Origin of the sequence: Shewanella chilikensis (genome assembly GCF_037953065.1) — a bacterium.
In the GTDB taxonomy this organism is placed as follows: Bacteria; Pseudomonadota; Gammaproteobacteria; order Enterobacterales; family Shewanellaceae; genus Shewanella; species Shewanella chilikensis.
Genome location: NZ_CP149966.1, coordinates 984276 through 1005511 on the forward strand (window position 1 = coordinate 984276; position 21236 = coordinate 1005511).

Consider the following 21236-nt stretch of genomic DNA (forward strand, 5'->3'; position numbering starts at 1 on the left):
GTAAAAATTGACTGACGTTAGCTGTTATCGCGATAGGCGGCAATTTTGGCAAGTGCTGCCTTGATTTCCTGCTTGCGACCCGCATCTGCCAACTCGCGCCCAGGCCTTGGAACGGCTTCGAGTGCCTTTTGCAGGAAAGGCAGGGCTTCGTCATACCTGTCCTCTTCCAACAGGAAGTCGCCGTAAAAGTAGTTGCTGTCTATGCCATCGGGGTTGAGTTCCAACGCCTGTTTCAACAACTCTTCGGCCTTGTCATCATCCCCAAAGCCCAGCGGCCAGCCGGGCACCTTGTAGTAAAGTACTCCGAGACTGGTGTAGGCTGAGCCCTTGAGCGCGGTGGGATCTTGCTTGAGCGCCTGCTCGAAATCACTACGAGCCCGCTTGGCATATTTGAGGGCACCGAGGCCGCCGCTGACCCCGGCATAGGTAGAGTTGATAATCCCGTGCCAGATACGCACGCCTGTACTTTGAGGGTGGGATTGCACCGACTCATCCGCCAACTTCAGCAGTTTAACAAAGGCTTTTTCCTGCTCGTCGCCGCTGAGTTGATAGTTGTTGATAGCCCAGTCGTGTTGCAACTGTTTGACGGCCAGATCGCTTGCGTCATCGGCCCAGAGCGAAGGACTCACCAGCAGCGCTGCGCTCAGGCACAAGAGTTTAAATGGTTTCATGTTTCTCTCCTTCGGTGATGGGGTTGGCCGTGTCTTGTATTGGCATAGCCCTTTGGCAAAACTGGCGGATAAGTGGCAGTTTCTTGCGGATATCATTGTTAACCAGGCCGGGCAGCAGGGCGTTTATGCGCACAAACAGCTTTTCCGGCCAACCGATAAAACGGCGGCCCTGGCGATTATCAGCCAGATCGCGGCAGAGGATGTCGGCCACCCATTCAGGGCTGTCCTGACGGTTGCCGAGCGCCGAATTGAGCTGGCGCATCGATTCTGTGTTGAGTTCGGTATCCGTGGCTCTGGGGGCGAAATAGAGCACCTTAATCTTGCTGTCGGCTAACTCTCGCTCCAGTACTTCGGTAAAGCCCCTGAGGCCAAATTTGCTGGCGCAGTAAAGACTGAAACCCGGGTAGCCTATGCTGCCGAGAATGGAGCCGACATTGATGATGGCGGCCTCGGACTGGCGTTTGAGCAAGGGCAGCAGGGTGCGGCAACAGTTGATGGGCGCCTCCAGGTTCACCGCCATCATGGCGCGGGTATCACAGGTGTCGCTGGCTTCCAACATGCTGAGTTGATTGACCCCAAGGCAGTTGATCAACACCTTGGGGCTGAACACCCCGGCGGCCTGGCGCAGCTGACACTGACCGCCACTGCTGGTCAGATCGGCACTTAAGGTGTGATGCTCCCCGGCAAGGCTCTGTTTCAGGGCATCGAGCTTGGCTTGATCCCGGCCGCAGAGCAGCAGCCTGGCGCCTTTGGCGGCCAGCGCCCTGGCGATGGCGCTGCCGATGCCGCCACTGGCGCCTGTGATGATGACATTCAGGTGTTTGAGTTCCATATTGGTCACCGTTTTCAGGAGGCCAGCGCCAAGGCCTGGGCCGGCGCCAGCTCGCGGAAGATATTGCCGTAGAGGCGGTAGAAGTTGTTGGCGGCGTGAATGATCAAGGCCTGTTCATCGCGATCCTCAATCCGGTTCATCAGCCCCTCAAAGAAATGGATATGTTGCTTGTCCAGCTCGCCGTGAGACTTGAGATAACTGAAGGCCGAATCCGGCAGCCCCAGGCGCGATTGCACTTTCTCGGCTGCCAGCAGCGCCAGATTGATGCTGGTGCCTTCCAGTACATTGACCATGCCGAAAAAGCCCAGCGGACTTACCCGATTCACCATGTCGTAGGCATATGCAACCATGACCTCGGTGGCAAACAGCGGCGTGCTGCGTCTGGCCTTTTCCTTGTCAAAACCGCAGGCGGCTATGTCATTGAGGATCCACTCCTGGTGGCCTTGCTCCTCTTCGATATACTCGGCTACCGCCACCCTAAGCCATTCCTTGCTTTCCGGCAGTCTGGCGCCTGTGGCCATGAGCAGCGGCGAAGTGTGCTTCACATGGTGATAGGCCTGGTGCAGGAAGGCGACATATTCCTCCAGGCTTATCTCTCCTTGCAGACACTTGCCTATGATGGGACTGGCCAGCAGATACTCGCGTCCGCTCTGGGTTGCTTGTTGTAATTGGTTGTAGAAATTCATTATAGGGTTCCCTCAAGATATGGGGTTTCAGATAGATAGAGCTGTTGTATTTGAGCGGCCAGGGCGCTCAGCAGTGAGGCGCGCTTGACCCTGCCATTGGCGGTGGTGTGAGGCTTGAGCTCGGTTTCATTCAGTCTTATCCAGCGTTTGATCCTGGCGTAGTCGGGCAGTGTGGCATTGACCGCATCCAGCCAGGCCTGGAGCTGCTCATCGCTGACTTGGAGCGGAGCGCACAGCAGTGCGCTGAGCCAGGGTTTGGCGTCGCCGAGCACCATACACTGACTCAGCAGCGGTTTGGCCATCAGCGCCGACTCCACCCACTCAGGGCTGATATTGCGGCCAAAGGAGCTGATAAGCAGATGCTTGCGGCGCCCGTTAATGGCGAGCACACCTTTATCGAGTTGGCCAAGGTCACCGGTGGCGATTTCTCCCTGGCCCCAAGTCTCGGGTTGGCCGAGATACCCCAGGTGACTGGCGCCGCCGACATGGATTTCGCCGCCGCGAATGGTGACTTTGCAATGAGGCAACACAGTGCCGGCAAAGCCGGGAGTGTCTTTATCCGGGGTGTTGAGCGCCACGACAGAGCCGCATTCCGACAGGCCGTAACCTTCATAAACCGGCAATCCAAGCTCCCTGGCCCGCAGCAGCAACTCGGGGGCGACCTTGCCGCCACCAACGGCGACAAAGCGCAGTGAGTTTGGCGCTTGCCACCCTTGCTCGCAGGCACCGACCAGCAGTGTCAATAACTGAGGAATGAGGATCATGCTGCTCGGCTGCGCTCGGCTTATGGTCTGCAGCAGCGCCCGGCTGTCGAGTCTCGAGCTGCCATGCATGCCGCGCGCTTTATCCGAGGGCAGCAGCACAGTTCCGCCGCACAGCAAGGGGCTGTAGATACCGGCGATGTTTTCCAGCAAGGTACTTAAGGGCAACAGACAAAGATGCCTGGGCCGAGGCAGGGCCGTGACTGTGGCAAGCGATTCGGCCACTCGCCATTGATGCTCGCTGCTGAGACACACCCCCTTGGGGTTACCGGTAGAGCCTGAGGTAAAGGTGATTTTGGCTGTGCCCTGAGGGACTTGTGGAAAAGCCGCCGTTTTCTCGGCGCAAGCGCTCTGTTGGCCCGGATGTCCGTTGAAGAGCTGTCCGTCAGATAGCTGCTCGTCGTATAACTGCCTGCCGTATAAATGCCAGCCGTATAGATTGCAGCCCAGTTCACTGAGACCTTGGTAAGGCGTGAAGCCCTTTGGCAAACAAGGCTGAATTTGTGGGCTTTCGCTCAGCACCAGCTCAACCGAGGTTTGTTCAAGGCAGTTTGCCAACTGCTCTTGGGAGAAAAACAGCGGCAAGGGCAGGCAAAGAACTCCCGCCTGCTGGCAGGCGAGATCCAGTATCGCCCACTGCACACTGTTACCGGCATGCAGTGCCAGGCTGCGGATATTCAGGCGTTTGAGGAAATCACTGTAGCGGCGGATTTCCGTTTTCAGTTCAAGGTAGCTGAGTTGCCGCCCAGCATCGCTAAGGGCAATGGCCAGATCTTCGCCGTTGAGTTTGCCCAGGACATCCCAATCAAGGTTGGTTCCGGCACCCGACTCAGAGGTATTGGCTTGGTTCAACTGAGGCGATGGAGTCATAGGCTTGGCTCCCGGGTCCTGGCATAAGCCAATTTGGCCGCCATGGTGCTGATATCCAATTCGTGCCTTTGTGCCAGTCGTCTCAAGCGGGGGCTGGTTTCTATTACCTCTTGAGCGAGGCGCAGATCGCCAATCATGACTCTGGGGTTGTTGCGGTAGTAATTGCCCCAAATGGCGCTGTCACCTTCCAGTCGCTTTGGATCGGCGCTGCACAGCAACATGGGGGAAAAGCCCAGCAGTTTCATTAGCGCTTCCACCTGCTCTGTGACGGTAAAGACCATATATTCAAAACCGGCCCTGGCCAGAGTGGCGGCAAGCAGTACCAGCAGCAGTGGCCCTGAACTCTTGTTGGTCAGTGCCAGATTGCCCACCTCTACCAAGGAAGCCCTGTCCACAGGGCGTTTGGCCAGTAGCGCTACTTGCTGCTCTATGGGGTCCTTGAGATATTGCTCCAGAAACAAGGGGTAGTAACAACCGGCTCTGAGGCCGAAGGCACCCTGAGGCTGACCTTTAATGGTCAGTTGCAGTAAGAAAGGCAAAAACTCCTTGAGTTTGGCGCCATGCACCTGAAAGTATTTGGCGGCGATATAGTCTTCAACCTCAGTGCGGCCCTCTGCCTGTTCATGAAACAGGCGACATTCGGGGAGTGCATGAGGTGGGTTGGCAGAATGTGGGACGTCCTTTTCCAGGGCAGACAGGGTAGACTGCTTGACCATAGAGATACTCCGGATCTGTTAACCAGTATCCAAAGCCTAGAAAAGCAGTCTTAAGAAATACTTATGTGTCTATTAATTTTTTATCAATTAGATAAAAATCAATTGATTGGCTTTAGCTTTTATTGTTCTTTCGTCGCTTGGGGCAATACAACAGCCCCAAAAGCAGCAGCAAGCCACTTAGCCCCAGTACCGGCCATTGACCGACCCGGCTGAACAGAGTCTGGCCTTCGACCAGCGGCACTTCAGCGGTGAGTACACCTTCTACAAACTGCGGTAGTTTGGCACTGATATTGCCAAACTCATCCACCACGGCGGTAACGCCGTTGTTGGTGGCCCGCAGCAGAGGTCGGCCCAATTCGGCCGAGCGCATCTGGGCTATCTCCATGTGTTGCAGTGGGCCATTGGATTCACCAAACCAGGCGTCGTTGGAAACGGTCAGCAACACTTGGGTATCCTCGGCGACGTTGGCCCTGAGCTGTTCGGGGAAAGCGATTTCATAGCAGATTGCCGGTGCCAGAGTATGACCCAACGCCGTCAGATTATTTTGCTGATAACTGCCTCTGGCAAATGAGGACATGGGCAGGTTGAAGAAGGGCGCCAGCGGCCGCAGCAGCGACTCCATGGGCACAAACTCGCCTATTGGCAGCAGGTGATGCTTACGGAACTGATTGTCGCCTGCTGCGCTATAGTTGGCGTTTTGTTGCTGTTTCTGATGATGATTTCCCAGCACGATCAGCGAGTTGTAGAAGTCGCCATTTTGCTGGCTGATGATACCTGTGATGATGGCGGCATCCCGCAGATTGGCGACCTTGTTGGCGTTGTCGAGAAACTCGGCCACCATGCTTTCGGGGGCCGGTATCGCTGCCTCGGGCCAGATCACCAAATCTCTGTCCAGATGCGGGCGGGAGAGATCCATATACTTGAGCATAGTCGGCCAGAGCGCGTCCGGCTCCCACTTCATGCTCTGGGGAATATTGCCCTGCACCAGCGCCACGCTGAGGGTCTCGCCGGTGCGCTCAACCGTTGAAAATCGCGGCGCCTGCCATACAAGCAGGGTAAGTAGCGCCGAGCTCACCACCAGGCTGAACCAGCGGCGTTTGAGTAGCAGTACCAGGCTTGCTGCCAGCAGCGCCACCGTAAAACTGAGCCCCAAAGTGCCTATCATTGAGGCCAGCGGCTTCAAGGGCCCCGAGGTTTGGCTATAGCCGCCCCAGAGCCAGGGAAAGCCGGTGAGCACCCAGCCCCGCAACCATTCGCACAGGGTCCAGAGTGCCGGAAACAGCCCCAGCAGTTGCCAGTTATGACGCTTGGGAGCCAGTCGGGCCAGCAGGGCGCCTGCCAGCGCCGGATACAAGGCCAGATAGAGGGCCAACAGGGCCATCAGGCCTATGGAAACAAGCAGCGGCAAGCCACCGAATCTGTCCATGCTGACATGCACCCAGCTGATCCCGAAGGCGAAGGCGCCAAAGCCAAAGCTGAGCCAATAGCCAAAACTGGCCTTGGGGGAAAGCTTGTCACTGTGCCACAGGCCAAAGGCCAGCGCCAGCGGGTAGATGGGCCAGAGATCGTAGGGGGCAAAGGAAAGTGCCGTACTGGCACCGGCCAAAAAGGCCAGTACCAGACGCAGCTTGGGGTGGCGTTTAAGCGCCGCTAATGTGGAATTCACTGGTCGTTACTGTCTTCAGTATCGTTGGGATCGGGCAGTTTCACCCTGAGTTGCAATAAACGGCGGGTATCGGCACTGATCACTTTAAATTCAATGCCGTCGATGACGATCTTCTCGTTGCGCTCCGGCAGGTGACCGAAGGCATGGGACACCAAGCCGCCGACTGTGTCGAACTCTTCGTCACTGAAATGGGTGTTGAAGGTTTCGTTGAAATCTTCAATCTCGGTCAGTGCCTTGACCATGTAAACCCGGTTACCGGCTTTACGGATCTCAGACTCGTCGCTGTTGTCGTGATCGAACTCATCTTCGATATCGCCGACAATCTCTTCGAGAATATCTTCAATGGTGACCAGGCCGGAAACACCACCGTATTCATCGACCACAATTGCCATATGGTAGCGTTGGGAACGGAACTCTTTGAGCAGCACATCCACTCTCTTGCTCTCGGGCACCACAACGGCCGGGCGGATCACTTTTTCCAGTGAGAAGGGTTCTTCACTGTTGTTGAAGCCGTACTTCAGCAGATCTTTGGCCAGCAGTATGCCTTCTATATGGTCTTTGTCTTCATTGACCACAGGAAAGCGGGAATGAGCAGAGTTGATGACAGTGTTGAGCAGTTCCTCAACAGAGTCATTGAATTGGATGGCGACAATCTGCGCTCTGGGGATCATTATGTCCCTTACACGCAAATCGGATACCTCTAAAACACCTTTTATCATCTCGCGGGTATCTTCTGTGATGAGCTCACGCTGCTCGGCATCGTGGATCACCTCAACCAGATCTTCGCGATTTTGAGGTTCGCCCTGGAATAACTGGCTTACACGGTCAAACCAGCCTTTCTTATGGGCGCTGGTACTCGGGGGGATATCGTCACTCATAGTGTTCTTCATGACAGGGCGAACCCTGGCAATTATTGCTCCTTGTATGGGTCAGTAAAACCTAAGCTTTCAATGAGTTGGGTCTCTAGCGACTCCATTTCTTCGGCTTCGGCATCTTCGATGTGATCATAACCTAGCAGATGCAGGCAACCGTGCACAACCATATGTGCCCAGTGCGCCTGTAGCGGTTTATGCTGTTCACGGGCTTCATTTTCAACGACTGAAACGCAAATGACAAGATCCCCGAGTAATGGCAGGGTTATTCCCGGTGGCGCTTCAAACGGAAATGACAATACATTGGTGGGCTTGTCTTTGCCGCGGTAGTCCCGGTTCAACTGCTGGCTCTCTTCACTGTCCACCAGACGTATGGTTAGCTCAGCCTGCTCCATACTATTGCCTATGGCAGTGCGGGCCCAGAGCTCGAAATCGCTCTGGGATGGCAGGTTTTGCGCTTCTGTGGCCAGTTGCAGGTCCAGTTGTAGATCAAGACTCATGGGCGCCGGCCTCTGTCAGTTGATATTGGCTGTCGCGTTGGGCTTTGGCCGCCTGCTGGCGCTGATCGTGCGTCTCATAGGCTTCCACTATGCGGGCTACTACCGGGTGACGCACCACATCCTGGGCCTGGAAGAAGTTGAAGCTGATCTCTTCCACTTCGCTCAGTACTTCAATGGCGTGGCGCAGGCCGGACTTGGCGTTGCGCGGCAGATCTATCTGGGTAATGTCGCCGGTGATCACCGCCTTGGAGTTGAAGCCGATACGGGTGAGGAACATCTTCATCTGTTCCACCGTGGTATTTTGGCTCTCATCGAGAATGATAAAGGCATCGTTGAGGGTGCGGCCACGCATATAGGCCAGCGGCGCGACCTCGATAACATTACGTTCTATCAGTCGCTCGACCTTCTCAAACCCGAGCATCTCAAACAGGGCGTCATACAGAGGCCTGAGGTAAGGGTCTACCTTCTGGCTCAGATCGCCGGGCAGGAAGCCCAGTTTCTCACCGGCTTCCACCGCAGGGCGGGTCAGCAGAATGCGGCGGATCTCCTGACGCTCCAGCGCATCCACGGCGGCGGCAACAGCCAGATAGGTCTTGCCGGTACCGGCGGGGCCTATGCCGAAGGTGATGTCATGGCGCACTATGTTGGCCACATATTGGGTCTGGTTGGGATTGCGCGGCTTAATCACCCCTTTGCGGGTCTTGATATAGTGCTCTTTGGGTTCTGCACCGCTGTCGTCGGCTTCCAGGGCAATGGCTTCCTGAATGGCGATATGCACCTGCTCGGGCTCCAGATCCGGGGTCGAGCCTTTTACCGGCGCGGTTTCGACATAGAGCTGTTTCAGCAGGTTGTTGGCGGTGAGGCAGTTACGCGGCTGGCCGACAATCTGAAAATGGTTGTTTCGGTAGCTTATCTCGACGCCCACCCGGCGTTCGAGCTGCTTGATATTGTCATCGAACGGACCACACAGAGACGCCAGACGGCGGCTGTCGGCCGGTTCGAGATACAGATTCATGGTGGTTAATTTGTGAGACAAACAAAAACTCCTGTTGATGTCATCTTTGATCAGTTTACGAGCGTGAAGGCATAAATGCTAACGGAAAATCGAGCCTAAAATAAAACGGCCCGGGTCCGAAGAGCCGGGCCGCCGTGGAAGTCTCGGCGCTTACGGGGTGAACTGAGTCACACCCAGGGTATCTTCCTGGTTATGCTTGGCCAGGATATCACTGGGGCGCAGGCTCTTGCGTAAGTCCATCTCATCTTCACCGCGAACAAACTTGCCGCGCAGCGAGTTGGTGTAGACATCGACGATTTCCACGTCCACGAAGCTGCCTATGTGCTTGGGCTGGCCTTCGAAGTTGACCACCCGGTTGTTTTCGGTGCGGCCGCGCAGCTCCATGGGGTTCTTGACCGATGGGCCTTCCACCAGAATACGCTGCACTGTGCCCAGCATCTGGCGGCTGTAGCGCTGCGCCTGTTGAGTAATCCTGTCCTGCAGGATTGCCAGACGCTGCTTTTTCTCTTCCATATCCACATCATCCGGCAAGTCGGCCGCCGGGGTGCCGGGACGGGCACTGTAGATAAAGCTGAAGCTGTGGTCGAAGCCCACTTCTTCAATCAGCTTCATGGTGTCGGCAAAGTCTTCTTTGCTTTCGCCGGGGAAGCCGATGATAAAGTCGGAGCTTATCTGAATATCCGGCCGCGCCTTGCGCAGACGGCGAATGATTGACTTGTACTCGATAGCCATATGGCCGCGCTTCATCTGGGTCAGAATGCGGTCTGAACCCGATTGCACCGGCAGGTGAAGGAAGCTGACCAGCTCTGGAGTGTCTTCATAGACATCGATAATGTCCTGGGTGAACTCTATCGGGTGGCTGGTGGTAAAGCGGATGCGGTCGATTCCGTCGATGGCGGCCACATAACGCAGCAGCTCGGCAAAGCTGCAAATCTCGTCATCATGGGTCAGGCCGCGATAGGCGTTAACGTTCTGTCCCAGCAGGTTGACTTCACGCACCCCTTGCTCGGCCAGTTGAGCGATTTCCAGGATGATGTCATCCAGTGGCCGACTGACTTCTTCACCGCGGGTATAGGGCACCACGCAGAAAGAGCAGTACTTGCTGCAGCCTTCCATGATCGACACAAAGGCGGTGGGGCCTTCGGCGCGGGGCTCGGGCAGACGGTCGAACTTCTCGATTTCCGGGAAGCTGACGTCAATCACCGCCTGGTCGCCGCTGCGAACCTGGTTGATCATCTCTGGCAGACGGTGCAGGGTTTGAGGGCCGAAGATAATATCCACGCACTGGGCGCGTTCTTTTATCGCCTTGCCTTCCTGCGAAGCCACACAACCACCCACGCCAATGATCAGCTCAGGATTCTTGTCTTTGAGTGTTTTCCAGCGGCCCAGCTGATGGAATACCTTTTCCTGTGCTTTTTCACGAATAGAACAGGTATTGAGCAGCAGAATATCTGCCTCATCAGCCTCTTCGGTCAGGGTGTAGCCCTGAAATTCGTTTAACAGATCGGCCATCTTGGATGAGTCGTACTCATTCATCTGACAGCCCCAGGTTTTAATATGGAGTTTTTTACTCATCAGTTTTGCGTCGCTCTTCGGAACCACTTAAAAAATAGCGCGCCATTTTACCTGCTGTTAAGTCCGCTGACCAGCTTTTGAACGCCAGGGCTGAGAATTACTCTGGTTGCTGCAATACCCTTTCAAGCTGTGCGGGTAAACGGTTGGCGGCAAGTTGAACATTTTGCTGCCGATAAAACTGTTCAGCCATCTGTTGGTTGCCGCTGCGAGCCTGAAGATAGATATCTTCCAGTACTTCTAAATGAAAGCCGGCCATGGTTTCCGTGATTTGTTGATATAGGGCATAATTCAGCGACGAGCGATAGGTTACAGTTATCACTTCCATCTGGTCTGCCGTGGTGGCGGCCAGAATATGACCAGAGGTAAAGGCGGCCGGGACGACAAGGGCTGCGGCTATTAGGCTGTTGGTAAGTTTGCACATGGTATCCTCACTTGTTGATGTCGATAACCGCCAATGCGGTGTTGGCCATGACAGATACTGCTTGGACACTCTGAGGCTAGTCTAAGGTTGCCAAGGCTCGTGTGTCGGCTTGTAAGCAGGTGTTTCAGGAGGGCCGGCAGCAACATTTGCTCATGATTGAAGCCCAAACAGTTACCATTGAACACAACTCTGTGGCCAAGGCGGCAGAGAAGAGAGACAGCAGGAAAGGCATAGTGACAGAACAACATGAGACCAAGGATATCGTCATCATAGGTGGCGGTATGGTGGGCGCGGCGACGGCGCTGGGGTTGGCCAAACTCGGGCTGGAAGTGGCGCTGGTGGAGGCCTTTGAACCCGAGGCCTTTGATGCCTCACAACCTCTGGATGTCAGGGTCTCGGCCATCAGTGTGGCATCGGAGGCGCTACTCGAGCGTCTGGGAGCATTAGATACTCTGCTCGGAATGCGCCATGTGGCTTATCGTGGCCTGGAAACCTGGGAAATGGAAGGCTGCATTACCCGTTTCCATGCCAGTCAGATTAAGGCCGAGCGTCTCGGCCACATAGTGGAAAACCGTTTGGTGCAGCTGGCACTGTGGCAGGAATTCGACAACTACCCCAATCTGACCCTCTGCTGCCCGGCCCGGGTCGGGCGCATGGTGCGCTCCAGCGTGGGGATAGAGGTGAGTCTGGACGATGGCCGGGTGTTTGATGCCCGCTTGCTGGTGGGGGCCGATGGTGCCAACTCCAGAGTGCGTCAATGGGCCGGAATTGGTATCAGTGGTTGGGATTATTCCCAGTCCTGTATGTTGATCAATATCGCCACCGAGTGCGATGAGCAGGATGTGACCTGGCAACAGTTTACTCCGCAAGGGCCGCGCTCCTTGCTGCCATTGCCGGGCAAAAATGCATCCCTGGTTTGGTATGACGATGCCAAACAAGTTCGCAGTTTGATGCAGCTCAGCGACAGCCAACTGAAGCAGGCGATCATCAATCACTTCCCCGATAGGCTGGATCCCCACTTCGAAGTGTTGGCCAAGGGCAGTTTCCCGCTGACCCGGCGCCATGCGCAGCAATACTACCGCGACAATCTGGTGATCCTGGGGGATGCGGCTCACACCATTAACCCGCTGGCGGGGCAGGGGGTTAACCTGGGCTTTAAAGACGTCGAAGCCTTGATAGCGACAATCACCCAGGCGCTGGAGAAGGGTGAAGACTGGTCAAAGGCCACAGTGCTTGAGGGGTTCCAAAAGCAGCGTTGGTTTGACAATCAGTTGATGATGACCGGTATGGATCTCTTTTATGCCGGTTTCAGTAACGATCTGCTGCCACTTAAACTGTTGCGTAACGCCGGGCTCAAGCTGGCGGATATCAATACTCCGGTCAAGCAACAAGTGCTCAAGTATGCGCTGGGGCTGAGATAACCCCGGTCGATTTGTTGATTGTCGTAAGAGAGTGCTAAAATGCCGCGTTTTTACAAGAATGCGGCATTTTTCATTGGCTTTTTGGCAGTGTTTGGGCCTGTAACGGTCAAGCTTCAAGAGCGGTGAATATGTGCTTGGCCTTGTCCGGCCTTCGCAGAACTTCTCGTTGAATAAACAGACTGATAGAGACTGATGACAGAGATTAAACTTATCGTCGGGCTGGCCAATCCCGGCGCCGAGTATGCCCAGACCCGCCATAATGCCGGCGCCTGGTATGTGCAGGAGCTGGCCAGAGGTTGCGGTGCCCAGCTCAGTGCTGACAGCAAGTATTTTGGCCTGACCGCCAGAGTCACGCTCAAGGGCCGCGATGTGCGCCTGCTGATCCCTTCCACTTATATGAACCTGAGTGGCAAGTCGGTGGCGGCATTGGCGAACTTCTTCCGTATTCAACCGGAGGAGATTTTGGTGGCCCACGATGAGCTGGACATGCCGCCGGGTGTGGCCAAGTTCAAGCTGGGTGGTGGGCATGGTGGCCATAACGGCCTTAAGGACATCATCGCCAAGCTGGGCAACAACAAAAATTTTTATCGTCTGCGGATTGGCATAGGTCATCCCGGGGACAAGAACAAAGTCAGCGGCTATGTGCTTGGCAAGGCGCCGAGTACTGAGCAGTCGCTGATAGATGCCGCGGTAGATGAAGCGGTGCGCGCCACTGATATCCTCTTTGCCGAGGATATGACCAAGGCGATGCATAGGCTGCACTCCTTTAAAGCGGTCTAAGATTATCCAGGCGTCTGACGCCTGTTTCATTATCCTGTCCGGGGCCGAGTGCGCCGGGCTCAAATTAGAGAGAAAGGTAAACATCATGGGTTTTAAATGCGGCATCGTTGGTCTGCCAAACGTCGGTAAGTCAACTCTGTTCAATGCGTTAACCAAGGCTGGCATCGAAGCGGCAAACTTTCCCTTCTGTACCATAGAACCCAACACAGGTGTGGTGCCGGTGCCGGATGCTCGTCTGGACGCCCTGGCTGAAATCGTTAAGCCTGAGCGGGTACTGCCAACCACCATGGAGTTTGTGGACATTGCCGGCCTGGTTGCCGGGGCGTCCAAGGGCGAAGGCCTGGGTAACAAGTTCCTGGCCAACATCCGTGAAACCGATGCTATTGGCCATGTGGTACGTTGCTTCGAGAACGATAACATTGTTCACGTGGCCAACAAGGTTGACCCGGCCGGTGATATTGAAGTGATCAATACTGAACTGGCACTGGCGGATCTCGACAGTGTTGAGCGTGCCATACTGCGTCAGCAAAAGCGCGCCAAGGGTGGTGATAAAGACGCCAAATTTGAAGTCGAAGTACTGGAAAAACTCAAGCCGGTACTGGACGAAGGCCATATGCTGCGTACCCTGGATTTGAGCAAAGAGGAGCTGGAAGCCGTGGCTTACCTGAACCTGCTGACGCTCAAGCCAACCATGTATATTGCCAACGTTTCTGAAGATGGCTTCGACAACAACCCGCATCTGGATACAGTGCGCGCCATTGCCGAAAAAGAAAATGCCGTTGTGGTGCCTGTGTGCGCTGCTATCGAGTCAGATCTGGCGGAAATGGATGAGGAAGAGCGCAGCGAGTTCCTCGAAGAGCTGGGCCTGGAAGAGCCCGGGCTTGATCGGGTGATCCGCGCCGGTTACGAACTGCTGACACTGCAAACCTACTTTACTGCCGGGGTGAAAGAAGTCCGTGCCTGGACTGTGACAGTCGGGTCTACCGCACCGCAGGCGGCCGGTAAGATTCACACCGACTTTGAGCGTGGCTTTATTCGGGCTCAGGTTATGGCCTATGATGACTTTATTCAGTTCAAGGGCGAAGCCGGTTGTAAGGAAGCGGGTAAGCTGCGGGTGGAAGGGAAAACCTATATCGTCAAAGACGGCGATGTGATGCACTTCCTGTTTAACGTGTGATTGGAATTTGTTGTTTTATGAGGTTTCACTCAATCTCATAAAGAACATGAAATGCAGCGAAACCCACTGATTTCGTGGGTTTCGCTTCTCATGATGTCTCAGGTTATCTTACTGCAGCTCTGTAAAAAATGAGTATAAAGGTGAGTATAAACTGCTTTAGTTCTTCTTCTTTGGTGAGTATATTGGTTGTGTGGTAACTATTCCGCAACAAGGTTGTGCTCACAGACACCCAGTGCCGTTCAGCAAAGCCTAAAGAAAAGTTCTATTGTCTAAATGATTCTGATGGCCTTTATCTAGAAGTTAAACCCAGTGGCAAGAAAGCCTGACGCTCTTGTTTCAAAATCAATGGTAAATCCAGCATATTTGCTTTGGGTGAATATCCGCTTGTTAAATTGGTTGGTAATGCTTACCGGGCAAAAAATTGCCCGCTGAGCAAAAAATTGCCCGGAACTGGGCAAGAAATTGCCCAGCATGAAAAGGCCTTTTGTGTTTTCCTTATAAATCAGTACTTTACATTTTGGCATGAGAGTTGCTTTTCATCAAACAGGTTTATCCCAAACCTCTTTGAATTTTTAAAAAGGAATTTATCATGCCAACACCATGTTATATCTCTATCGAAGGCCAAACTCAGGGCAACCTCACTGCCGGCGCCTTTACTGCAGAATCTGTCGGTGACATCTTTGTGGAAGGTCATGAAGACGAGATGTTGGTTCAGGAGTTCAATCACATTGTGACTGTGCCAACCGATCCTCAGTCTGGTATGCCTTCCGGTCAGCGTGTGCACAAGCCGTTCAAGTTCACCGTCGCGCTGAACAAAGCCGTTCCCTTGATGTACAACTCACTCTCTTCCGGTGAGAAACTGACCAAGGTTGAGCTCAAGTGGTACCGCACTTCTATCGAAGGTAAGCAAGAGCACTTCTTCACGACCAAGCTGGAAGGCGCCACCATCATTGATATCAACTGTCATATGCCTCACTGTCAGGATCCCAACAAAGCCGACTTTACTCAGTTGGTTGAAGTGTCCATGGCCTATCGCAAGATAGACTGGGATCACGTCAGCGCCGGAACCTCTGGTGCCGACGATTGGCGTAAGCCCATCGAAGCATAATTCAGTCAATGACTGATTTGCTTGAACGTATGCGGGCAAAACGCCCGCATACGTTCTGCTATCTGCTACAAGGTTTTTCCAAGTAGCGTCTCAATGGCAAGAAAAGAGTGATTCTAGCGGATTAGAGTCAGGACGAACTCGAACAAGGATACCGGCTATGTTTTATCTTGGCAGTGGTTTGCGGTTTCATTTCAAGGCAGAAGCGGAGGCGGACGATAGTTTCAACCTGCTGTCGTTTGATTTTGATGAACAGTTGTCCTCGCCCTTCAAGGGAGAGTTGATATTACTGAGCCGCAGGGATGATATTACTGCCGAGCAGATAGTCGATAAGAATGGCGTCTTGAGTATTTGGCAGGATGGTGTTCGAGTCAGACGTTTTCACGGTATAGTCAGCCGCTTTGCCAAGGAAGACTCAGGCCATAAACATACTCAATACAAGCTGACCATGGAACCTGCCATGGCGCGGCTGCGGCTGCGGCAAAACAGCCGTATCTTTCAGGAAAAGTCCCTCAAACAGATTTTCAGCACCCTGCTTGATGAAATGGGTATCAGTGATTATGCCTTCAGTTGGGATGCACGCTACGAGTCGGAAAAGCGCGAATACTGTGTTCAGTATCGGGAGTCGGACTTTGACTTTATCACCCGTCTTTCGGCTGAGGCCGGGGTGTTTTGGTATTTCGAATTCAGTGACGACAAACATACGCTGATTTTCTGTGATGCCACCAGCAAGCTGCCGGCGGCCAAACAACTATTCCCCTATAACGCCTTGAGCGGCGGCGACAGCGAAGTGCCTTTTGTCCGCAGCTTCAGTTACGCCAAGCAACTGGCGAGTGCCAAGGCTGAGCTTAAGGATTACAGCTTCAAAAAGCCCGCTTATAGCTTTTTACAAACAGAAACCGCCAAGCGGTTGGCATTCCATCAAGCGGCCGCAGGGGATAAATACGAGCATTTTGATTACCCCGGACGCTACAAGGATGATGCTCAGGGGGGATTATTTACACCGGCCAGATTACAAGCATTGCGCAACGACACTGAAACGGCCGTAGGACAATCAAGTATTGTGACGGCCAGTGCCGGAGTGAAAATGAACCTTGCCGAGCATCCGGATACTGCGTTCAACCGTGATTGGCTGCTGGTGGCTGTGAAACATCATGGCGTACAGGGCGCTGCGGCAGAGGAAACCAACAACACTACCCCGACCCAATATCAAAACGGTTTTCATGCGATAGAGGGTAACCTTCCCTGGTTGGCTATGCCCAAGACCAAGCCATTGGTCACGGGTCCTCATATGGCTACCGTGGTAGGGCCTAAAAATGAAGAAATCTTCTGTGATAAATATGGTCGGGTTAAAGTGCAGTTCCCTTGGGATAGATATGGCCAGGCAAATGAGCAGAGCAGCTGTTGGGTTCGTGTTAGCCAGGGCTGGGCCGGTGGCCAGTATGGCTTTATGGCCATCCCGCGGATTGGTCATGAAGTAATAGTCTCTTTTCTGGAAGGCGATCCGGATCAACCTATCATTACCGGCCGCACTTATCATGCTGCCAATCCAACCCCGTACCTGCTGCCTAACCACAAGACCCGAACACTGTTCAAAACTCAAACCCATAAAGGGGAAGGTTTTAATGAACTGAGGTTTGAGGATGAGGCCAGCCGGGAGCAGATCTATCTCCATGCCCAAAAAGACATGGATAGCGTCATCAATAACATCAAACGAACTGAAATCGGCTTGGATGAGCATATCACCATAGGCCAGGATCAGTTCCAACTGGTGAAAAACAACCGCCATACCCTGGTTGCGCAGGACGATATTGCCAAAACAGACAGAGATCATCAGTTGTTGGTCGGGCGGAACTTCATTCACAAGATAATCGGTGCGATGAAGCGCTATATAGGGGGAGGGCTTATCACTCGCATTGATGGGGGCAACCAAACCAATATCGCCGCTTCTGATGAACGGATTATTGGCGCAGATCTGCTGATTAAGGTTGGCAATGCCAGTTCTCAGAAAGCAAAAACCATTGTGCTGGATGCCGGTCAGGAATTGACCATCAAGGGGCCGGGGGGCTTTATCAAGTTGGACTCAGGTGGCGTCACTATTTCCGGAAATAAAGTCAAAATCAATGAAGGTGGATCGCCTGGCACCGCAACGGAGCCCAAAGCTGTCGATCCGGAAGCGCCCGCTGAGCCAACCAAGCCCGATCTGGCTGACAGGCGTTAAGGGAGAAACCGTATGCCAAAAGCAGCCCGAATTGGCGATAGCTGTGCAGGACATGGATGCTTTCCCGCTACACCGATAACGGCTGGAAGCGGTGATGTCAGCATCAATGGTATCCCTGCGGCCAGAAAGGGAGATTCGGTCCTGTTTCACGCCTGCCCATGTCCCAAAATGCCACATGGCATTCATGGTCGTAGTATCTCTGCCGGCTCTGCGAATGTGTCCATCAATGGTAAAGCGGCAGCCAGGTACGGTGATGCTGTCGGGTGTGGAGGTTCGGTAGCCGCAGGCTCCGGGGACGTCTTAATTGGTGATACGCCATACCAGTCGACAGAGCATCCCTGTGGTGAGGCTGCGGCAAAAGACAATGCACCCTTCATCAAGTTGCTGCCTTTAGCCGCATTGCCTGTGATGCAATGGGCTGATGCCGGCGAGATGGTGTCTTTTCTGAATGACCCGGTCAACAGTGTTGCTGAGCGCAAGGCGCGATATGAAGCCCGTAAAGCATTGAGCCAAAGTCATGCGGGCTCGGCATCGGCGGCCAAAAAGGCTGCGTCGGAAAGATTGGCTTTCAATAACGACAATATACTGCGAGCAGAAGCTGCCCAGTATGTGTATCGTGTCGATGAATTCAAGCGGGGACACATCAGCGAACTACCAGAACCGCCTTTGGGCTTGGAAGCTGTGGATACCAGCAAAATTCCGGGATTGAATAATGCTGTCTTTTCGGACAAAGAAACTGGTTTCGGCGCCGGGCTATTCAAATCAGCCATCAACGACGAAACCATGTTGACATTCAGGGGAACCAATAATCGAGTAACAGGTAAGAAAGATTGGATAACTAATGCTAAACAGGGAATGGGAATCGAATCCAAGCAATATAACCAAGCCATGAAGCTGGCCAGGCAAGCATCAATGTCACCTCATTTGGAGCAACAACTTGTTATTGTGGGTCATTCTCTTGGAGGTGGCTTAGCGGCCAGTGCTGTCGGAGCAACGGGAATTCCTGGTTACACTTTCAATGCAGCAGGACTTCATCCAAAGACAGTTGAACGTTTTGGTGGCCTGCCGATGGCCGAAATAGATGGATTGATCCAGACTCAGGCGGTCAATGGTGAAATATTGACAGGCGGGCAGAAGTTGCGAGGAGTGTTACTGCCTGGGCTTCTGGGAGGAATTGGGAGCCTGTTTGGTCCAGTTGGTACTGGTCTTGGACTGTTGGCCAGCGGTGTATTGATGGCTCGGGATACGCTTCCAAGCGCGCCGGGGAAAATGCATTCGTTGGAGGGAAGCGGATGGAACCCCGCAACTCGCCATGGTATGGCGCAGGTTGTGGCAGGTATTGAAACACAGAAGCGTGAGGATATTACAACGCTTACTGGTTAGCATGAATCGAAAAGGTAACAGAAGTCATGATGAAACTGAAGAAGGGGCATTGGCTTGGCTTATTGATAGCGGGTGTACTCAGTGCTTGTGGAGTAGGAGGAAAACAGATGGATGCCGAACAGTTTTTTAAGCCTGAAATGGTTCAGCTAATAAAGCACATTCAGCAAGGGCGAGAAAAAGAAGCACGCGCCATGATAGTGGAAGGATTAGACCTTAATATGCATGGCGAAGAAGATATTACGCCGCTGCTTTGGCTTATTACACAAAATGATAAGCACGCGATAAAGCTCGCATTGGAACTAGGGGCAGATCCAAATTTTCCACAGGCTGATGGTGGCAATGTTATTACTTTTGTCGCAGGGGGCAAAGATATTGAGTTGCTTGAAATATTATTGGCGGCAGGCGGAGATGCCAATAGTATTGATCATAACAGAGAGCCGGCTGTATTTCAGGCGATTGGGGAATCTAATATAGAGGCTGTAAGAGTGTTACAGAAATACGGTGCTGATCTTAATGCCATTGATGCCTCAGAGATAAACTCCGCGCTTCATGCCGCTTTTATCAACCAATGGGAGCTGGTTTATTTCATCCTCAATCATGGTGGAGATTATAGGCAATACTCCAATGGTGGAGTTGATTTGGCCTGGATTATCCATGATATCGAACAAAAAAAACTGTTTAACGCGAACAGTGACAATTATCAGTGGTTATTGAAGGTTAAAGCTTTCCTTTTGGAGCAAGGGGTGAGATTTCCCCCGCCATCTCCTGCAGAAGTACAAACTCGTTGGGCTAAAGAGGGAAGAGCTGGTTACCAAGCGTTCGAGAATTAGTGGTGTTCTGCGCTTTGTCTGGCTTAAGTATGCGGTTGGCATGTGTGCTCTGTTCTTTGGTTTGGGTGGCGTCACAGATGGATGCTGAGCAGTTTTTTAAGCCGGAAATGGTGACGGTACTTCAGCATATTCAGCAAGGCCATGAAAAAGAGGCCAGAGCGGCGTTAACTGATGGACAAGACCTCAATATTCATGGTGACGAGGATATTACCCCTTTGCTATGGCTTATTTTACAGCAGGATAAAGCGGCGGTGGCTTTGGCACTCAAACTTGGGGCCGACGCTAACTTTAAGCGAGCGAATGGTGACAATGCGATTACGGCTGTAGCCGGGAATGAGGATACTGATTGGCTGAAAATGTTACTTGAGGCCGGTGGGGATCCCAACAGTGTGGATCGTAATCAAGAGCCCGCCTTGTTTCAGGCCGTAGGAGAAGGCAATAAGGAGGCTGTTGAGATCCTGCTGGATCATGATGCAGATGTGAATGCTGTCGATGGGCCTGGAAGTAACGCCTTGCAATACGCTGCTGCCATCAACGACTTTGAAATGGTGTACTTCCTGTTGCAGCATGGAGCCGACTTTACCCACAGTAACGATACCGGCGCGGATTTAGCCTGGAATATACATAAAAAGCTGTCCCGTGGGCTGGTATCGTCATCTTCGGACAACTACGAGTGGTTGATGAAATCCAAACAGTTTATTGAAGAGAAGGGGGTTAGCTTTCCACCGCTTTCACCGAAAGAAGTTCGGGCAATATGGGCTAAGGAAGGCAAACCCGGTTACTGATTGTTGTTGTAATCAAGGATGTTGTTGAATGTCAGGGAATGCACAATCCATGCTTATGCACCAGATCATCAGTGGCAGGCAAAGCCATTATTGCTATGCCTTGATAGAGCCATTTGATATCGCCGGGTTTGATGAGCAATGGTCAGTTTTAAGTACCGCCCCGGGAGCACAGTGGCGCAGCCTTCCCATTGCGTCGCTGGCCTCGGCACCGGGGTTGCAGCCTTTGTTGTTACGGCTCAGTGATGGTAGCCCCTGTGAGACCCTGATGCTCTGGTTGCTGCAACAACCAGGGGCAGATCAGCGGTGCATCTTGTTCACCACCTGGTTTGATTGGCAACAAGTCATTGCTTTTTGGTTGCAGCGAACTGAGGCTCTTTATCCTCAGGGCATAGTCGCTCCATTTAACAGTTTTTCGGCCCCCATACTGTCATTGCTGTGGCAAACCCTGGGCGATGAACAGCAACAGAGTTTTGTCGCTGGTTTGGAAGGCCTCTATTTGCCTGAAGGCGCAGCTTGGAGACTGTTGGCAATCGGAAACCAAGTGGCTGAACCCGCTTTTGAGCAAATACAACTCAGTGAACAGCAATATGAGCTTTTGACGCGCGAGAGTCGGCGTGAACTGCAAAGTCAGCAACTGTTTTTAAGGCTACAGCCTTATCACAGGAGAGAATTTTCGCCGGCGGATATCAGAGCCGTCTATTTCGATACCTTGCAACGGGTACAACAGCAGTTTGCTAATGCAGATGCCAGGAGTTGTGAAATCATGGCACAGCGCAGGTTTGTCTGGGGGAAAGATTACTTTATCCATCCTGTGTTTTTGGCCTTGTGTACGGATGGTGATTATCGAAAGGCGCTGAGACGTTTTCAGCAAAAAGTATGCAATGATGCGGCGCTCGGTCGCGATATGGATTTTCATGATTGGTTGCCTCCATTGGAGCAATAGCCAGAG

22 protein-coding genes are annotated in these 21236 nt (G+C 53.2%); 10 read left to right on the forward strand and 12 right to left on the reverse strand.

Going from position 1 to position 21236, the window contains the following annotated elements:
- Nucleotides 1-17 precede the first annotated feature (17 nt).
- From WKR14_RS04585 to WKR14_RS04635, 11 genes are all read right to left on the reverse strand, one after another.
- Nucleotides 18-671 (reverse strand): tetratricopeptide repeat protein, encoded by a 654-nt coding sequence (locus WKR14_RS04585; RefSeq protein ID WP_339087437.1) that lies wholly within the window; start codon nt 669-671, stop codon nt 18-20.
- Nucleotides 658-1503 (reverse strand): SDR family oxidoreductase, encoded by an 846-nt coding sequence (locus WKR14_RS04590; RefSeq protein ID WP_339087438.1) that lies wholly within the window; start codon nt 1501-1503, stop codon nt 658-660. The genes WKR14_RS04585 and WKR14_RS04590 overlap by 14 nt, the downstream gene beginning before the upstream one ends.
- Before the next feature lie 14 nt (nt 1504-1517).
- Nucleotides 1518-2189: a TenA family transcriptional regulator gene (locus WKR14_RS04595; protein WP_028781581.1), complete on the reverse strand. Its 672-nt coding sequence runs from the start codon at nt 2187-2189 to the stop codon at nt 1518-1520.
- On the reverse strand, nt 2189-3820 hold the full coding sequence (locus WKR14_RS04600) for an AMP-binding protein (protein ID WP_339087439.1): 1632 nt from the start codon (nt 3818-3820) through the stop codon (nt 2189-2191). Before WKR14_RS04600 ends, WKR14_RS04595 begins: the two co-directional genes overlap by 1 nt.
- Nucleotides 3817-4536 (reverse strand): thermostable hemolysin, encoded by a 720-nt coding sequence (locus WKR14_RS04605; RefSeq protein ID WP_101057176.1) that lies wholly within the window; start codon nt 4534-4536, stop codon nt 3817-3819. The genes WKR14_RS04600 and WKR14_RS04605 overlap by 4 nt, the downstream gene beginning before the upstream one ends.
- Before the next feature lie 112 nt (nt 4537-4648).
- Complete coding sequence (gene lnt, locus WKR14_RS04610; protein WP_339087440.1) at nt 4649-6202, reverse strand: apolipoprotein N-acyltransferase; 1554 nt, start codon at nt 6200-6202, stop codon at nt 4649-4651.
- Complete coding sequence (corC, locus tag WKR14_RS04615) at nt 6199-7080, reverse strand: CNNM family magnesium/cobalt transport protein CorC (protein WP_025011682.1); 882 nt, start codon at nt 7078-7080, stop codon at nt 6199-6201. Before corC ends, lnt begins: the two co-directional genes overlap by 4 nt.
- 32 nt (nt 7081-7112) lie before the next feature.
- Nucleotides 7113-7574, reverse strand: a complete 462-nt coding sequence (gene ybeY, locus WKR14_RS04620; protein WP_028781579.1) for an rRNA maturation RNase YbeY — start codon at nt 7572-7574, stop codon at nt 7113-7115.
- Nucleotides 7564-8610, reverse strand: a complete 1047-nt coding sequence (locus WKR14_RS04625) for a PhoH family protein (protein WP_039035894.1) — start codon at nt 8608-8610, stop codon at nt 7564-7566. Before WKR14_RS04625 ends, ybeY begins: the two co-directional genes overlap by 11 nt.
- 129 nt (nt 8611-8739) lie before the next feature.
- Complete coding sequence (miaB, locus tag WKR14_RS04630) at nt 8740-10164, reverse strand: tRNA (N6-isopentenyl adenosine(37)-C2)-methylthiotransferase MiaB (RefSeq protein ID WP_025011684.1); 1425 nt, start codon at nt 10162-10164, stop codon at nt 8740-8742.
- Between the two features lie 97 nt (nt 10165-10261).
- Nucleotides 10262-10585 carry a hypothetical protein gene (locus WKR14_RS04635; RefSeq protein ID WP_101057182.1) on the reverse strand — a complete coding sequence of 108 codons (324 nt, stop codon included), beginning with the start codon at nt 10583-10585 and terminating at the stop codon, nt 10262-10264.
- A 152-nt stretch (nt 10586-10737) separates the two neighbouring features.
- On the opposite strand from WKR14_RS04635, the gene WKR14_RS04640 reads away from it, so the two are divergent.
- From WKR14_RS04640 to WKR14_RS04655, 4 genes are all read left to right on the forward strand, one after another.
- Complete coding sequence (locus WKR14_RS04640; RefSeq protein ID WP_339087442.1) at nt 10738-12006, forward strand: FAD-dependent oxidoreductase; 1269 nt, start codon at nt 10738-10740, stop codon at nt 12004-12006.
- Between the two features lie 192 nt (nt 12007-12198).
- Entirely contained in the window at nt 12199-12786 is a 588-nt protein-coding gene (pth, locus tag WKR14_RS04645; protein ID WP_025011686.1) for an aminoacyl-tRNA hydrolase, read from the forward strand.
- 85 nt (nt 12787-12871) lie between these two features.
- The gene (ychF, locus tag WKR14_RS04650; RefSeq protein ID WP_101057186.1) at nt 12872-13963 is read left to right on the forward strand and encodes a redox-regulated ATPase YchF; all 1092 of its coding nucleotides are present in this window, start codon (nt 12872-12874) and stop codon (nt 13961-13963) included.
- Nucleotides 13964-14178: 215 nt separating this feature from the next.
- Nucleotides 14179-14289, forward strand: coding sequence for an Arm DNA-binding domain-containing protein (locus WKR14_RS04655; RefSeq protein ID WP_332871580.1), 111 nt, complete (start codon nt 14179-14181; stop codon nt 14287-14289).
- On the opposite strand, the gene WKR14_RS04660 is transcribed toward WKR14_RS04655, so the two are convergent.
- Entirely contained in the window at nt 14257-14487 is a 231-nt protein-coding gene (locus WKR14_RS04660) for a hypothetical protein (protein WP_339087766.1), read from the reverse strand. The genes WKR14_RS04655 and WKR14_RS04660 overlap by 33 nt on opposite strands.
- 65 nt (nt 14488-14552) lie before the next feature.
- Here WKR14_RS04660 and WKR14_RS04665 point away from each other — a divergent pair, with 65 nt between their 5' ends.
- The 6 genes from WKR14_RS04665 (at nt 14553) to WKR14_RS04690 (ending at nt 21230) form a co-directional block, all read left to right on the forward strand.
- The gene (locus WKR14_RS04665) at nt 14553-15071 is read left to right on the forward strand and encodes an Hcp family type VI secretion system effector (protein ID WP_039035438.1); all 519 of its coding nucleotides are present in this window, start codon (nt 14553-14555) and stop codon (nt 15069-15071) included.
- A gap of 157 nt (nt 15072-15228) precedes the next feature.
- Entirely contained in the window at nt 15229-17289 is a 2061-nt protein-coding gene (tssI, locus tag WKR14_RS04670) for a type VI secretion system tip protein TssI/VgrG (protein WP_339087444.1), read from the forward strand.
- Between the two features lie 12 nt (nt 17290-17301).
- Nucleotides 17302-18672: a PAAR domain-containing protein gene (locus WKR14_RS04675; RefSeq protein ID WP_234556240.1), complete on the forward strand. Its 1371-nt coding sequence runs from the start codon at nt 17302-17304 to the stop codon at nt 18670-18672.
- A 26-nt stretch (nt 18673-18698) separates the two neighbouring features.
- Nucleotides 18699-19502, forward strand: coding sequence for an ankyrin repeat domain-containing protein (locus WKR14_RS04680; protein WP_101057686.1), 804 nt, complete (start codon nt 18699-18701; stop codon nt 19500-19502).
- Between the two features lie 77 nt (nt 19503-19579).
- Nucleotides 19580-20287 (forward strand): ankyrin repeat domain-containing protein, encoded by a 708-nt coding sequence (locus WKR14_RS04685; protein WP_165564556.1) that lies wholly within the window; start codon nt 19580-19582, stop codon nt 20285-20287.
- A gap of 28 nt (nt 20288-20315) precedes the next feature.
- A complete protein-coding gene (locus WKR14_RS04690) occupies nt 20316-21230 on the forward strand; it encodes a hypothetical protein (protein ID WP_335921809.1) in 915 nt (304 codons plus the stop codon).
- Nucleotides 21231-21236 lie beyond the last annotated feature (6 nt).